The sequence below is a fragment of the Exiguobacterium sp. RM11 genome, from assembly GCF_059821525.1.
On the sequence record NZ_CM187558.1, the window covers coordinates 473,470 to 488,548 of the forward strand.

At 48.5% G+C, this 15,079-nt stretch carries 16 protein-coding genes; 11 read left to right on the top strand and 5 right to left on the bottom strand.

The features are described from left to right. Window positions 1-11 precede the first annotated feature (11 nt). On the top strand, window positions 12-524 hold the full coding sequence (locus AC5LIL_RS02650; RefSeq protein ID WP_499824783.1) for a GNAT family N-acetyltransferase: 513 nt from the start codon (window positions 12-14) through the stop codon (window positions 522-524). Here the strand turns inward: AC5LIL_RS02650 and AC5LIL_RS02655 are convergent. Then, window positions 521-1,186 carry a haloacid dehalogenase type II gene (locus AC5LIL_RS02655; protein ID WP_499824784.1) on the bottom strand — a complete coding sequence of 222 codons (666 nt, stop codon included), beginning with the start codon at window positions 1,184-1,186 and terminating at the stop codon, window positions 521-523. The two genes, AC5LIL_RS02650 and AC5LIL_RS02655, sit on opposite strands and share 4 nt — an antisense overlap. 70 nt (window positions 1,187-1,256) lie before the next feature. On the opposite strand from AC5LIL_RS02655, the gene AC5LIL_RS02660 reads away from it, so the two are divergent. From AC5LIL_RS02660 to AC5LIL_RS02685, 6 genes are all read left to right on the top strand, one after another. After that, window positions 1,257-1,850: an FMN-binding negative transcriptional regulator gene (locus tag AC5LIL_RS02660; protein WP_499824785.1), complete on the top strand. Its 594-nt coding sequence runs from the start codon at window positions 1,257-1,259 to the stop codon at window positions 1,848-1,850. A 143-nt stretch (window positions 1,851-1,993) separates the two neighbouring features. After that, window positions 1,994-3,037, top strand: a complete 1,044-nt coding sequence (locus AC5LIL_RS02665; protein ID WP_083600197.1) for an iron-siderophore ABC transporter substrate-binding protein — start codon at window positions 1,994-1,996, stop codon at window positions 3,035-3,037. Further along, on the top strand, window positions 3,034-4,059 hold the full coding sequence (locus AC5LIL_RS02670) for a FecCD family ABC transporter permease (protein WP_499824786.1): 1,026 nt from the start codon (window positions 3,034-3,036) through the stop codon (window positions 4,057-4,059). The genes AC5LIL_RS02665 and AC5LIL_RS02670 overlap by 4 nt, the downstream gene beginning before the upstream one ends. After that, entirely contained in the window at window positions 4,056-5,087 is a 1,032-nt protein-coding gene (locus AC5LIL_RS02675) for a FecCD family ABC transporter permease (RefSeq protein WP_499824787.1), read from the top strand. Before AC5LIL_RS02670 ends, AC5LIL_RS02675 begins: the two co-directional genes overlap by 4 nt. Further along, on the top strand, window positions 5,088-5,924 hold the full coding sequence (locus AC5LIL_RS02680; RefSeq protein WP_214784664.1) for an ABC transporter ATP-binding protein: 837 nt from the start codon (window positions 5,088-5,090) through the stop codon (window positions 5,922-5,924). 181 nt (window positions 5,925-6,105) lie between these two features. Then, window positions 6,106-6,504, top strand: a complete 399-nt coding sequence (locus AC5LIL_RS02685; RefSeq protein WP_499824788.1) for a cytidine deaminase — start codon at window positions 6,106-6,108, stop codon at window positions 6,502-6,504. A 32-nt stretch (window positions 6,505-6,536) separates the two neighbouring features. Here AC5LIL_RS02685 and AC5LIL_RS02690 read toward each other — a convergent pair whose 3' ends face one another. Next, window positions 6,537-7,481 carry a M23 family metallopeptidase gene (locus AC5LIL_RS02690; protein WP_499824789.1) on the bottom strand — a complete coding sequence of 315 codons (945 nt, stop codon included), beginning with the start codon at window positions 7,479-7,481 and terminating at the stop codon, window positions 6,537-6,539. Between the two features lie 178 nt (window positions 7,482-7,659). Further along, a complete protein-coding gene (locus AC5LIL_RS02695; RefSeq protein WP_499824790.1) occupies window positions 7,660-8,397 on the bottom strand; it encodes a GntR family transcriptional regulator in 738 nt (245 codons plus the stop codon). A gap of 143 nt (window positions 8,398-8,540) precedes the next feature. Here AC5LIL_RS02695 and AC5LIL_RS02700 point away from each other — a divergent pair, with 143 nt between their 5' ends. Both AC5LIL_RS02700 and AC5LIL_RS02705 read left to right on the top strand, forming a co-directional pair. Beyond that, window positions 8,541-9,893, top strand: a complete 1,353-nt coding sequence (locus AC5LIL_RS02700) for a 6-phospho-alpha-glucosidase (protein ID WP_499824791.1) — start codon at window positions 8,541-8,543, stop codon at window positions 9,891-9,893. A gap of 71 nt (window positions 9,894-9,964) precedes the next feature. After that, window positions 9,965-11,518, top strand: a complete 1,554-nt coding sequence (locus tag AC5LIL_RS02705; RefSeq protein ID WP_499824792.1) for a PTS transporter subunit EIIC — start codon at window positions 9,965-9,967, stop codon at window positions 11,516-11,518. 38 nt (window positions 11,519-11,556) lie between these two features. On the opposite strand, the gene AC5LIL_RS02710 is transcribed toward AC5LIL_RS02705, so the two are convergent. After that, window positions 11,557-12,447: a helix-turn-helix transcriptional regulator gene (locus AC5LIL_RS02710; RefSeq protein WP_499824793.1), complete on the bottom strand. Its 891-nt coding sequence runs from the start codon at window positions 12,445-12,447 to the stop codon at window positions 11,557-11,559. A 75-nt stretch (window positions 12,448-12,522) separates the two neighbouring features. Here AC5LIL_RS02710 and AC5LIL_RS02715 point away from each other — a divergent pair, with 75 nt between their 5' ends. Both AC5LIL_RS02715 and AC5LIL_RS02720 read left to right on the top strand, forming a co-directional pair. Then, window positions 12,523-13,041: a dihydrofolate reductase family protein gene (locus AC5LIL_RS02715; RefSeq protein ID WP_499824794.1), complete on the top strand. Its 519-nt coding sequence runs from the start codon at window positions 12,523-12,525 to the stop codon at window positions 13,039-13,041. Window positions 13,042-13,197: 156 nt separating this feature from the next. Next, window positions 13,198-14,274: a GGDEF domain-containing protein gene (locus AC5LIL_RS02720; RefSeq protein ID WP_499824795.1), complete on the top strand. Its 1,077-nt coding sequence runs from the start codon at window positions 13,198-13,200 to the stop codon at window positions 14,272-14,274. A 69-nt stretch (window positions 14,275-14,343) separates the two neighbouring features. Here the strand turns inward: AC5LIL_RS02720 and AC5LIL_RS02725 are convergent, their stop codons facing one another. Further along, entirely contained in the window at window positions 14,344-15,078 is a 735-nt protein-coding gene (locus AC5LIL_RS02725) for a polysaccharide deacetylase family protein (RefSeq protein WP_499824796.1), read from the bottom strand. Window position 15,079 lies beyond the last annotated feature (1 nt).

Genomic DNA, 15,079 nt, shown 5'->3' on the forward strand with positions numbered 1-15,079 from the left:
AGCAAGGGTACATGATTGAAATTTCAAAAGTGACAGACGTAGAAGCATTGCGTCACATTAGCATCCAGACGTTTACGGAGACGTTCGCACATCACAATACACCGGAGCACTTGAACGCTTATTTAGAAAAAGCATATGCGACTGAGCAATTGAACCAGGAGTTGGCACACCCAGACTCCCATTTCTACTTTGCATATGTAGATGACGAGTTGGCAGGCTATTTGAAAGTGAACGTACGCGACGCTCAATCCGAACCGATGGGCACCGATGCGATTGAAATCGAACGAATCTACGTACTAGAAGTGTTTCAAGGTCACGGGGTGGGGAAAGCGTTATTCACTCAGGCAATCGAATTAGCGAAGAAGTTGCATAAACAGAAGATGTGGCTGGGCGTATGGGAACACAATGAAAAAGCGATTCAATTCTATCGGCGCAATGGGTTCGAACAGACGGGCGTGCACACCTTTTTCATGGGAAAGGATGCACAAAACGACCTCATTTTCACGAGGTCGTTCACAGATTAAAGCCATTCTGGCAAGTTGTTCAAATTCGGATAGACGGTATCCGGTTCCACATCGAACGCTTCAAACGGCAAGTCGTTCCGATTGATCCAGGCCGCATGGAAGCCGAAGTTTTTCGCCCCAGCGATGTCCCATCCGTTCGACGATAAGAAGAGCACCTCGTCACGACGAAGACCGGACTTTTTGAACCAGTGCATGTAGGCGGCTGGTGTTGGTTTCGGTTGTTTGATTCCGTCGACGCTGACGACCTCATCGAAATAATCGGCAAGACCGGCGTTGTGAAGCAGTGCCTCAAGCATCTCGTCCGTCCCGTTCGAGAGGATGACGGTCTTCACGTCATGCAGCTCTTTCAGGACTGATTCGACCTCCTTATATGGGGTCAGGTGCGCATATGATGCGATCAGGCGTTGTTCGATGTCCTCCGTTGATGTTGCGTCGTGGACGGCTAAAGCGTAACGGAGTGCGTCCCGAGTCACCGTATCGAAATCTTCGTAGCGTCCCATCATGTGGCGCCAAAAGAAATACTCGAGTTGTTTCGTCCGCCATACTTGGCTGATGGCTGCTCCTTTTTCAGGGAACTCTTCTTCACAGGCATCCTTCACCGAATGGACGTCGAATAAAGTGCCGTATACGTCAAAGACGATCGCTTTGATAGTTGGTTTCATACAAACATTCCTCCTTCTGTGTCGTTATACCCGTCTTGTTCAGAATATAATAAGAGAAAGGGGGTGCGACATGTATATTCCAAATCAATATTCCGTCAAAGAACGAGCTGAAATTTATGCATTTCTGAATAGCCATCCGTTTGGGACTGTCGTGACGCATGACGGAGACAAACCGATTGCGACACACGTCCCGTTACGATTCGATGAGGCGAATGGACAACTGACGACACATATTGCGAAAGCGAATCCGCAGTGGCGAACGATTGAAGATCAGACCGTTCTCGTCATCTTTCAAGGACCAGACGCCTACGTATCGGCGTCATGGTACGGTCACGAGGATGTCTCGACATGGAACTATCAAGCTGTACATGTGTATGGACGTGCGACGATTCTCAATGAGAACGAATTGATTGAAGAACTCGCAGGATTGCTTCATGAGCACGAAGGGGAGCGTGAGCATGCGGTGCGTTGGGAGACGTTATCGGAACCGGTGAAGCGACAGATGCAGGGCGTCGTCGGGTTTCGGATTGACATCACCGACATCCAGGCGACGTTCAAGTTGAGCCAGAACCGAAGCGACACGGACCATGAACGGATCGTATCCGAGCTTGAAAAACAAGATGAACCGATTGCAGACGTCATGCGACGGCATCGAAAGTCCTAAACAACCTGTTCTAAAAAGGCAGGTTTTTTCATATTTCTTTCCTGAATAGCGGTTGACATGACTTAGGAGCAGGTCTATACTCATAACTGATAATGATTATCAGTATCGAGAAAATAGAGAAGTTCGAAAAGGAGAAAAATCACGTGAACAACACATTGAAGAAATGGTTACATATGTTCATTTTTGTATCGGCATTTGCACTCATATTAGCCGGTTGTGGTTCGGAAGAATCTGAGAACGCTTCCACGAATGAAGGGACAGAAGAATCGGCAGAAGGTTACCCAATCACAATCGAGCACGCATTTGGTGAAACGGTCATCGAAGAGAAACCAGAACGTGTCGCAACGATTTCATGGGGAAACCATGACGTCGCACTTGCCCTCGACGTCGTACCGGTCGGATTCTCGGCTGCGAACTACGGTGTCCAAGACGACAGCGGGATGCTTCCATGGACAGCAGAGAAGTTGAAAGCACTCGGGGAAGAGAACCCGAACATCTACCAAGACACAGACGGATTAGACTTTGAAGCAATCGCGGATTCAAACCCGGACGTCATCTTGGCTGCCTACTCAGGGATCACGCAAGAAGATTACGACACGCTCAGCCAAATCGCGCCGGTCGTGGCGTACCAAGAAACACCTTGGGTCACGTCATGGCAAGACATGGTTCGCTACGACTCACTCGCAATGGGACTCGGTGAAGAAGGCGAACAATTGATCAAAGACACGCAACAGTTGATCACCGACAAAGCGACAGCCGTTCCTGAGATTGCTGGAAAGAAAGCCGCATTCGTCTCGATGAGCGCGGAAGATCTTTCAAAATTCTATATCTATACGACGGGTGACCCACGTGGTGCCTTCATCGAAGAACTCGGGATGGAGTATCCACAAAACATTGTCGACGAAGCAGAGAAGACGGACAGCTTCTATCTCGAGCTCAGCAAAGAGAACGCTGATATCTTGAACGACGTCGACATCTTCGTCACATACGGGAATGAAGATACGTTGAAGGCGCTCCAAGCAGACCCGCTCTACAGTAAAGTGCCAGCCATCGAACGCGGATCGGTCGTCTTGATCGAAGATAACACGCCACTCGCAGCGGCAGGTACACCGACGCCACTTTCGATTGAATATACGATCGATGAGTACGTCTCACGCGTATCGGATGCGCTTGCGAAAGTAAAATGATGCAACAACAGGTGAAACAGATGCATACCCCGAAGTACTTTCCGCTTCTCTTAATTGGGACGCTCGTACTGACGGTGCTATGTATTCTGGCATCTCTTGCCTTCGGCTCACGGACAGTCGGGTGGAATGAACTGCTGGACGGTTTATTCCGCCCGGCTGTTCAGTCGTATGAAGCGGACATCGTCCGGGAACGGGTCGTCCGGACGATTTTCAGTTTCATGTGCGGGGCAGCGCTCGGTGTGGCGGGGGCACTCATGCAGTCGGTGACGCGTAACCCGATCGCCGACCCGAGTATTCTCGGGGTCAACACGGGAGCGGCGCTCGCTGTCGTCATCGGGATCGCATTTTTCAACATCTCGACAGCGAGTGCGTTCATCTGGTTCGCGCTCGTCGGGGCATTGTTGACGGCCACCTTTGTCTTTGGTATCGGCTCGCTCGGTCGAGGTGGGGCGACCCCACTCAAACTCGTCTTAGCGGGAGCAGCGACGAGTGCGGCGTTGTCATCCCTCGTCATGGCGCTCATGATTCCACGCTCGAACGTCATGGACCAGTTCCGTTTCTGGCAAGTCGGAAGTGTCGGGGCAGGCAACATCGATTCCATCTATACGTTTTTACCGTTCTTATTGATTGGTCTCGTGATCGCAGTCGTGACCGCACCTTCCTTGAACGCACTCGCGCTCGGGGAAGAGATGGCAAAGAGTCTTGGCGTGCGGACGGGAACGTTGAAGCTGACCGCCTCGTTCGCAGGCGTCATTCTATGCGGGGCAGCGACGGCGCTTGCCGGACCGATCGGCTTCATCGGGTTACTCGCCCCGCACTTGATTCGGCTCGTGCTCGGTCAGGACCAGCGTTATCTTATGCCGATGTCCGCCCTCGCCGGTGCTATCATTCTGACCTTCTCGGACGTCATCGGACGTTTGCTCGGGAGTCCGGGAGAGCTTGAGGTCGGGATCGTGACGGCGTTCATCGGGGCCCCAATCTTGATTCTATTGACGATGAAAGTGAAAGTACGAGGATTATGATGCAACCAGCGATTGAACAAATCAGACAAGGACGCATGAAGCGCCGTCGTCGCTATGTCGGGATGACGCTTCTTTTGACCATCATAGCGGTAGTATTGAGCGGGTTAATGCTCATGTTGGGCAATACGATTTATCCGATTCAGGATGTCATCCGTGTCTTGCTCGGGGAAAACGTGCAAGGGGCGACATTCGCCGTTGAGGTATTGCGTCTTCCTCGCATGCTCGCCGGCGTCTTCGCCGGGGCGGCATTCGGTGCCGCGGGAACGATTTTCCAGACGATGCTTCGTAACCCGCTCGCCAACCCGAACGTCATCGGCATTACGACCGGTTCGAGTGCGGCTGCCGTCTTCTGTATCGTCGTTCTCCAGTCGAGTGAAGCGATCATCTCGATTGCCTCGATTATCGGGGGACTCGTGACCGTGCTCGTCATCTATTTCTTATCCAAAGGGGCAGCCTTTTCCATCGGACGCCTCGTCTTGGTTGGGATTGGAATCCAGGCGATGCTCACGGCGGTCATCAATTACTTACTGCTCATCAGCCGACAAAATGATGTTGCGATGGCCATGAGGTGGTTGACAGGAAGCCTAAATGGGGCGAAGCTAGAAGAGTTGCCGCCTTTAATCATCACGGTACTCATCTGTTTACCGATTGTCTTGTTACTCACCCGTCAGCTCGAGATGCTCGAGCTCGGTGAAATGGCGGCGACAGGGCTAGGAATCAATACGAACCAAACCCGATTCCTTCTCATCGTTGCGGCGGTGTTCATGCTCGCTCTCGCGACAGCGACGACGGGACCAATTGCCTTCATCGCCTTTTTGGCGGGACCGATTGCCAAACGCCTCGTTGGGACGAGTCATGCCGGGATTTTGCCGGCAGCGCTTGTCGGTATCATTTTAGTGCTCGCGGCCGACCTTGTCGGGCAATTCGCCTTCACGGCACGCTATCCGGTCGGTGTCATCACCGGCATCATCGGCGCGCCTTATCTCTTATACTTGTTGATTCGGATGAACCAGAAAGGGGACTTCTAAATGGCATCCATTATGAAAGTGGAACATCTCACCTCAGGATACGAGGACAAGATGATTTTGAACGATATCAGTCTTGAAATTCCGAGCAATCAAATCAGCATCATCATCGGTGCGAACGGTTGCGGGAAGTCGACGCTATTGAAGACGATGGCACGCCTCATCAAGCCGAGTGCCGGTCAAGTGACGCTTTATGACAAGCCGATCTCGAAGATGGCACCGAAAAAGCTAGCGCGTGTCCTCGGGATGTTGCCACAGTCCCCGGTCGTACCGGAAGGGATCACGGTCGCCGATCTCGTCGGTCGCGGTCGTTATCCGCATCAATCGTTCTTGAAGGGATGGACGAAAGCCGACTATGAGGCCGTCGCTGAGGCGATGGAGATGATGAACATCACCGAGTTCGCGGACCGTCCCATCGATGAGTTGTCAGGCGGGCAGCGCCAACGTGTCTGGATTGCGATGGCACTTGCCCAACAGACGGACGTCCTCTTTTTAGATGAACCGACGACGTATCTCGATATCACGTATCAGGTCGAGATTCTCGACTTGTTGACTGACTTGAACCGAAAATACGGGACGACGATTGTCATGGTGCTTCACGATATCAACTTGTCGGCACGTTATGCGGACTATATTTTCGCACTCGATAAAGGGAAGTTGATTGCGGAAGGGAAGCCGTCTGACGTCATCACGTGTGATTTGATCCATCGGGTCTTCAACCTTCGCTGTTCGGTCATGTGTGACCCGGTATCCGGTTCACCGTCCGTCATTCCGATTGGTCGCCATCACGTGCAACCAGAAACGGAAGAGGCGCCTGTCGCGCAGCTTGAATTGGTATAAAGGTGAATCAGAAGGGAGAAGGAGCGGAAGTTCCTTCTTTTTTGTTTTGTGTTTCTATGAAAGCGTTCTAAAAAGTCGTTGACTTCTCCAAAGGGCGGGTGTATGCTATAAATCCTGCCCAAAAACAAGAGGCATGGGGACTGGCATCAGTTCATTCGATATTCGAGAGGAATGACTTAAGATGAACCAACAACAATTAGTCGAGCGCGCACGCCAATTGAAGGACAATGCGTATTCACCATATTCGAAGTTCCGCGTCGGTGCGGCACTTCTCATGAAGGACGGCACGGTCATCGACGGCGTCAACGTCGAGAACGTCTCGTTCGGAGCAACAAACTGTGCAGAGCGCACAGCGATTTTCACAGCGGTAGCACAAGGATATAAAAAAGGTGACTTCGAAGCGGTTGCCGTGTCTGGGGACACGGAAGACTTCTTGCCACCTTGCAGCATCTGTCGCCAAGTCATGGTCGAGTTCGGCGATCCTGACTTCAAAGTACTCCTCATGAACGGCAACGCCGATGTGAAAGAAGTGACGCTTGGGGAACTGGTCCCGCTCGCGTTCACAGATTTGGATATGTGATGTTGGGCCCCTCAGATTTCTGAGGGGTTTTCTTATCTGAAAAAGTGAAAGAATAATCGCGGGATGGCCTGAATAATATAAAAGAGCAGTTCTGAAAAATCGAGGCCTGCGAGCCCATTTGACCAACTGTCCTCTTCGCGGGAAGTGACCACTTTTCCACGCACTGGTCGCTGTCGACCTTTCCATCGAATCGGGAGAGCGGTCGCGGTGTTCACAGTCGGGTGATTCATGACACGCATATGCAAGCGTGGCTCTACTGTGTTGCCGGAGCGTCCGCAGCGGGCAATCACCTTTTTAGTCTTCACTTGGTCTCCAACTTTGACGACGATTGAACCGCTCTCTAAGTGGGCGAGAAGCGTGTATTCATCATGTTTATGTTGAATGATGACATGATTTCCGAGTGGATGATCAGGATTTGGTTCATCTGCTAATCCATCGACGACCTGATAAACTGTACCATCGAGTGGTGACAGAACTTGTTCTCCGAACGCATACGAGCCATCGATTCCGACTTTTCTATGTTTGTAAGATTGCTGATTCTTTGTTTTTAGAAAGTCATAGCCATCACGTTTCTTTCGAATCGGTTCATGAAGATACATCCCGACGTTCGTCCCTTCGGAGACAACAAACCACTGCTCTTTGAATGGAAGGCGGTATTTGTTTTTCGTGAAAGGATTGGTCTCTTTTGAAGAGGATGTGACCGTCATCTGAATGGATTCAATCTGATTCACGTGATTGAATTGAACGGACAATAACTTTTCTTTTCGCAAATCCGACCATAATACATACCGATTCCCGTTCAACATCATCTCATTGAGCAGACGATAGCGCCGAATTCCATGATGAAATGAAGACGCCTGACGATGAAAGGCATCCATGGAATGCTGAGATTTGAATGAATCGCTCGTTAGATGATAAATGTCATCGAACTGTCCGTCTTTGAATAAGTGGATGAACTGTTTGTTCTCGTGACGCATGGGCATACCGCCTTTGTTGAGTGTTGGTTTTTTATACGAATCTAGAAACATGGATGTTTCGTCATTATGTATAAATGAGAATACAATTGCTTGTTAGAAACCATTTACCTGACCAGAAGTGCTGATCATGCTGGAGAATCCGAGCTTCAATTTCAAAACACCCAGTGAATTGTTGAATTCACTGGGTGTTTGTTGTTTCATGTCTCCGACCTGCACGAATGATAAAGCGATACTCCTCACTCTTGAAATAGGTTTCGGTGAACTCAAAGCGACTGCCATCCATGAGAAACGAATAGAGTTCGACTTTGAGTATCGGTGTTCGATCGTTCACCTCGAGCATTTCAGCAATTTCTTTCGTCGGTAAGACGGGGATAAATTCCTGAACACTATCGGCAATCTTCAGGTTTTTAACATTTTCAATGTAATCGTACTTCGACCGTGTCATTACCTCGTACGTTAAATCCGGAAATAGTTGGAGTGGAAGATACGTATCTTCGACAATGAGTGGTTCTCCGTTTGCAAAGCGTAAACGACGAATGTAGTAGACAAGAGCATCTTCATCGAGCTCGAGTATTTCCCTTATTTTTTCAGTCGGAGGTTGAACGGTGAAAGTAAGTACTTTACTCGTGACGTCCTTTCCTTCTCGCTTCATGTCTTCAGTAAAGCTTTTTAATTCGTACATATTATGTTCAATCTTTTCGGATTGTACATACGTGCCGCTCCCTTGTCGCTTCCAAAGCAAACCTTCTTCTTGAAGTAGTTTGACGGCTTGTCGAACCGTGACTCGACTCGCTTTGAATTCCTCGACGAGTTGTGCTTCTGTCGGAATCGCTTCACCGGGCGCCCAATCGCCGCTCTCGATAAACGAGCGCATCTCCTGAGCAATCCGCTGGTATAGCGGAGATTTGGCTTTCATGTAGATAACCTCCTGATTGTATACGTTCATTACTCATAGTATACAAAAATAAAAAGTTTTCAAAAAGGTGTTGACGGTTTAAATAATATGTATTAAATTTGTATTGTAATCAATTAGATATGTATTGAAAGGGGAACGCACACATGAAAACACCACAGCGTCTCGTAGTCGTCGGTGGAGGTAGTACGTACACAATCGGCATGATCATGAGTTTGATTAAGGAAAAAGAACACTTCCCACTTCGTTCTATCACGTTTTACGATACAGATGAATTACGTCAAGAACGTGTCGCGAAAGCGAGTGAAATCATCTTGCGTGAGCATTATCCAGAACTCGAGTCGTTCGAATATACGACGGACAAAGAATATGCTTTTAAAGATAAAGATTTCTTCTTCGTCCAAATTCGGACAGGTGGTTTGGAAATGCGCGAAAAAGATGAGCAGATTCCGCTTCGACATGGCGTGGTGGGACAAGAGACGTGTGGACCGGGCGGAATGTCATACGGGATGCGCTCAATCGGAGATATGATTGAACTCGTCTCTGACATTCGCACCGGCTCACCGAATGGCTGGATCTTAAACTATACGAACCCTGCTGCAATTGTCGCCGAGGCGCTCAAACGTGCATACCCGGACGATCAAAAAATATTAAACATTTGCGACATGCCGGCAGCAATCATGGTGAGCTATGCGAAGATTCTTGGTAAAGAGATTTGGGATCTCGTTCCGGAATATTTCGGACTCAACCACTTTGGTTGGTTCACAGGCATCTTTGATAAAGAAGGCAATGAATTGACTGCAGATATCAAACGCGCCATTTTAGAAGACGGCTTCATTCCAGAAGATTCGGAGATTGCGAATGACCCATCGTGGATCAAGACGTTCAAACAAGTAGAGAAGATGCTGACGGATTTCCCAGAGTACTTACCGAACACGTATCTTCAATATTATTTATATCCATCTGACATGGCAGAAAAAGAAGATGTCACGAACACACGGGCGCGGCAGGTAATCAACGGACGTCAAGAGCGTGTCTTCTCGATGTGCGATCAGATTATTCAAGATGACTCGCTCGAAAACGTCCATCTAGAGGTCGATATCCACGGCTGCTATATGATTCGAGTAGCGGCATCGTTAGCTTACAATAACGGAGATATTTTCATCGTCATGGTGAAAAATGATGGAATTATTTCGAATTTGCCAGACGATGCGATGGTTGAAGTGCCGGCGATGCTTACCAATCGTGGACCGAAACCATTCGCAGTTGGAAAGATTCCTCGTTTTTACAAAGGAATGATTGAAGGGCAGCTTGCTTATGAACAACTCGTTGTCGACGCATACTTCGAAAACAGTTATGAAAAGGCACTTCAGGCGCTGACACTTAATCGTACAGTCGTCGATGCACCGGTGGCTCGTCGAATCTTAGATGATTTGATTGAGGAAAACAGAACGTACTGGCCGGAATTAAAATCGGGCGAGACAGTAGAAATAAGGTAACTAGAGAGGGGAGGCAATCCCCTTTCTCATTGTCCAGATTGATAACGCTTACAACATGAGAAGTGAATCGAATGAGTCAATGGTTTGGAGTTTTTCAAAAGTTTGGGAAGGCGCTCATGGTACCGGTCGCTTTATTACCGGCTGCCGGAATTTTGCTAGGACTAGGTGCGGCACTCACAGGTCCTTTAGCAGATAGTTGGACTTTTTTACAGAACGGAACGGTAGAAGCGATCAGTGCCGGGATGTTACAAATTGGTCTTAGTATTTTTGCGAACTTACCAATCATTTTTGCAATCGGGTTCGCAGTTGGTTTGTCAGGGGGATCAGGGATTGCCGCACTCGCAGCACTCGTCGGATATGTCATTATGAATACGACAATCTCAATTTCTCTCGGTATCACGGTAGAAATGGCTGCCGAGAGTGGGGAATATGGCATGTTACTTGGTATTCCTTCCCTTGAAATCGGTGTACTCGGAGGGATTGCTGTCGGATTGCTCGCAGTATGGGTTCATAAAAAGTTCCATACATTCAATCCGCCAGAAGTGTTGGGATTCTTTGCAGGTGATCATTCTGTCGGGATTGTGATGGTCTTCTTCTCAATCTTACTCGGATTTGTCATGATGCTCATCTGGCCGCCAATTCAATCGGCACTAACTTCAATGGCAAACGTCATCGCGAGTGATGCGACTAATCCTACATACGTAGGGTTATATGGAATGTTGGAGCGGTTATTGATTCCGACAGGATTACACCATATTTGGTATGCCCCGTTCCTGTGGACATCTCTCGGTGGAACAGCAACGGTCGGTGATGCGGTCGTGAACGGTGATCAGTATATTTTCCTTGCTCAAATCGCAGAAGGTGTCGAAGTGACGGCGGGACGCTTCATGTCAGGTAAGTTCCCAATCATTATGTTCGGTTTACTCGGGGCGGCGCTCGCGATGTATCGTCAAGCTGATCCGGACAAACGTCCTGTCGTTCGAGGCTTATTGATTGCAGCAGCCGGTACAGCTTTTCTAACAGGAATTACAGAACCGATTGAATTCACTTTCTTATTCGTGGCACCTGTCCTGTATGTCATCCATAGTGTGTTAACGGGAATTTCTTTCGCGCTCATGTATGCGCTCGATACCCATATCGGTTGGGCTGGAGGATCAGGGTTGATTGACTATATTTTAGTGAACGTTTTACCAGGTACACCACGCTGGTGGATGAATATCGTCGTCGGCATTGGTTTCTTCATCGTTTACTATAGTATCTTTACTTTCGCCATCAAGAAGTGGAATTTGGCAACACCAGGGCGTGGCGGACAAGAAGCGAAACTGTTTACGCGTAAAGACTACAATGATAAAAAGTCAGGTCAATCAGCGATTCAAACGACAGCACTTGCGATTGAGGAGGCACTTGGGGGACGAGAGAACATCCGTGATATCGATGTATGCTTCACACGCCTTCGTATTGAAGTAATTGACATTTCTCAAATCAATGAGGATGAATTAAAAGCACTCGGAGCAGCTGGAGTCGTCAAAGTGAAAAACAATATTCAAGCGATTTTTGGAGGTCGCTCTGATCTATACAAAAATGAATTGCTACGTATTCATAAGGAAATGGATGAAGCGAATTGAAATTGGGCTCAACCGCATGGGTTGAGCCTTTTCAGTCTTCATACGTATAGTGCTACAAGACGTTCCGCATGCTCTTTCATCATTTCTCGTAATGAATTCGGCGCCTTGACCTCCACTTCAGCCCCAGCCTTCAACAACTGTCTCGACAAAAACGGAAGCTCTTCTTTGGGGACGTCCCATTCATTCTTTTGTTCGATATCGGGTAATACATCTTCAAGTAAACGACGTCCTAGTGGGGTGAGTTCGAGTTGAATGGTCACACCGATTCGTTCGTCACTTGTCTGGAGCAAGGTCACCAAATCCTCGGACTCAAACGGTTCATCTAGCAATTTGACCGCTTCCACTCGGTCGATTCGATATTGACGAAGCCCCAGTTCAGACAGCCCGAAGACGTACCACTTCAAGTCAAGGAGTGCCATGCCGACCGGAGCGACGATGAACGTACGTGGCCCTTTCGTCGTCCTATACGTCATTTCAATCTTGTTCTTGCGCTCGACCGCCTGATAGATGTCTTTTGTGAACGGAGCCTTTGGAATCTGTTTATTCCCAAGCCATAGGATGTTTCGTTCTAAGTGATGAATCTTCGTCTCTAGGTCTTTCGGTAATTCGTTCGCGTACCAGTCGGACAACGTATGTCGTATATCACCGAATGGCACGTTTGGGATTTGCTCCATCCATTTCAGTGTGAGATAGAGAGCGACCGCTTCCTGTTCGCGGAGGTGCAATGGCGGCAACAAGCGATTCGGCAACATCTCATAGCCGCCACCGATCCCAGGCACACTCCAAATCGGATAACCCAGTTCTTCGAGCGACAGCATATCTCGTTGAATCGTCCGAATGGAGGCGCCTGTCTCTTGAGCCAGTTCTTCAGCGGTAACACGTCGCCCTCGATTGAGCAGCCGAATCAGTTGCAAGTGCCGTTTTTTCATAGTTATCATTCCCGTCATCTTTTGTCGTGTTTATTCGTTAAGCTGAATATATCACGAATCAAGGAGGAAAATACGATGCCGAAAGTAGTGTTGTATATTGCGATGAGTTTAGATGGGAAAATCGCCCGGTCGAACGACCAACTCGATTGGTTATTCGCCGTAGAAGGGGACGGGGACAACGGCTATGCCGAATTTTTCAAGACCGTTGAGGCCGTCATCATGGGACGAAAGACGTATGAGGAAGTACTGAAGTTAGAAGAAGGGGCTTATCCGTACAAAGACATCCCGAACTATATTTTGACGCGTCAGCCCGACCGTGAAGCCGAGCACTTCACCTTCACCAATGAACCAATCGAAGAACTGATTCATCGATTGAAAGGAGAAGTCAATCAAGACATCTGGCTCATCGGCGGGGGAGAAGTCATCAAAGCGGCGATGGAACATGACTTGATTGACCGGTATGAGATCGCGATTGCCCCAGTCGTGTTAGGTGAGGGGATCCCGCTCTTCCCAGAAGGCACGAAAGAGACGAAACTTCGACTGACAAGTCAACGCGCATCCGGTCAATTCGTGATGGTGACATATGAACGATAAGTGAGGATCGAGTCCATAAAGGGCTCGATTTTTTGTGGAAAAAGGAAAAATATTCATTTTGTAGAAAGTTTTACACTTCGATACGTTAGCTGATGATGGAAATTGGATATATGTAGAGAGTGGAAGTAACATGACAAATGTGAAGGAGTACAACTAATGTTCATGAGTCTAATCGCCAATTCGTGCATTTCGTTTACTGGCATCTATTTCATCTCGAAGATCATGAACTATCATACGAGACATATACACATTCAGAAACTCCTCATCGGTGTGTTATCAGGCTGTTTCGGGATTTTTCTAATCACGCAAAGCGTTCAATTTGAGAATACCGTAAAAATTGATTTTCGGTTTCTCGTTCTCCTTTTACTCGGATTTTACCGTCTGGTCTCACCGTTATTCATCGCAGCCACCATCATGTCGATTCACCGATTCAGCTATGGCATCGACTTTTACTCGATTCTGGCGTGCGTTGCCCTCTTTACGATGGTGATCGTTATGATTCTGACATACCGGATTGTTTGGCTACAGAAACGGCTGTTCCAATTTGGTCTTACGTTGAACGTATGGATATGTTTGGTCGCAGCCATGGGGATTCTTGTCGGGGGAGGCTTTACAGAAAATGCTGTAGATGTCGCGTTGTTGGTTACGATGATCAGCTTCCCGATTGGATTGTTGATCACCATGTTGAACATTGACCTGTACCTCATCCATCACCGTGTGAGAGAGTATAAAATCTCGGCGGAGACTGACCATTTGACGGGTCTCGTCAATCGTCGGGCATGGGAGATGCAGATGAAAAAGTTCAAAGGACAGTATGCGACATGTAATGTCTTGCTTTTGGATATCGATCACTTCAAACAAATCAACGATCAATATGGCCACGCGAACGGGGATGAGGTGTTGAAGCAGTTTGCGGAACTGTTGCATCGTGAAACGAGGGAGCACGATATCAAAGCCCGTATCGGTGGGGAGGAGTTTGGGATTTTGATCCCAATGCTTTCGCAAACTGAGGTGGTCAAGGTAGCGGAGCGGATTCGGAGTAGCATCTCCAAGCATGAGTTTAAGCTACTCGATCAGCAAACGATTCATATCTCTGTTTCGATTGGGGTCGCGAATGGGAAGAGCGAACATCTTCGTGAGATGGTTCATTCAGCAGACGAATGTCTATATCAAGCAAAGAATAGTGGGAGAAATCGCACACACTTCAATGAAAGTGTAGAATACGTTCAATGAGAAAGCGCATCGGGCATCCCGATGCGCTTTTTTCATGTGAAAAACTGTAGACCACGAGATGGCCTACAGTCATGGGGTCGTGCTCTCGCTAGCATGTGGTTCCCAATCATCCGAAAAGTTATGAGGAGGATGAACGCCTTCTAACGTCCGGAACTCATAGTCCCGCTCTTTCGCATAGCGGATGATCGTATCGAGTGCTTCCGGTGTCATCGAATGATCGTGCGCCAAGATGATGGAAGCGATATTCGCGGCACGATTCGCTTCGAGGCGGTCGAACACGCGCTGTTCGACGCGAGCATTGTCTTTCTTGTACACATGGTCGAGACTGCCGACATTCCAGTCCCAAATCTCAAAACCGGCGTCGTTCATCGCTTGCCAGTGCGCAGGTGTCATGTCCGGTTCACTGCCATAGATGGTCCGGGCCATGTTCGTATGGATACCCGTCACTTCATAAACGAGCGCTTGCACTTCCTGCATCTGCTGCACCGCCGTCATCGGTGTCTCATAAAATTCTTCCCGGTCGTGTCGCATCCCGTGCAAGGCAATCAGATGACCTTCAGCGACGATTCGATGAAGAAGATGCTCATTCCCCTCGATATTCTTCCCAAGGATGAAGAAAGTGGCCTTTACCTGATGCTTCTTCAAAACGTCGAGCAGTTTTCCGGTTTTCCAGTTCGGTCCATCATCAAGCGTCAGATAGATGAGGCTCGGGTCGTTATACGCTTTCGGTTCCGGGATCGCCGCCTGTGACAAAGTACCAATCAACAAAAAAATAGACATGAGTAATAGAACGCGTTTCTTCATT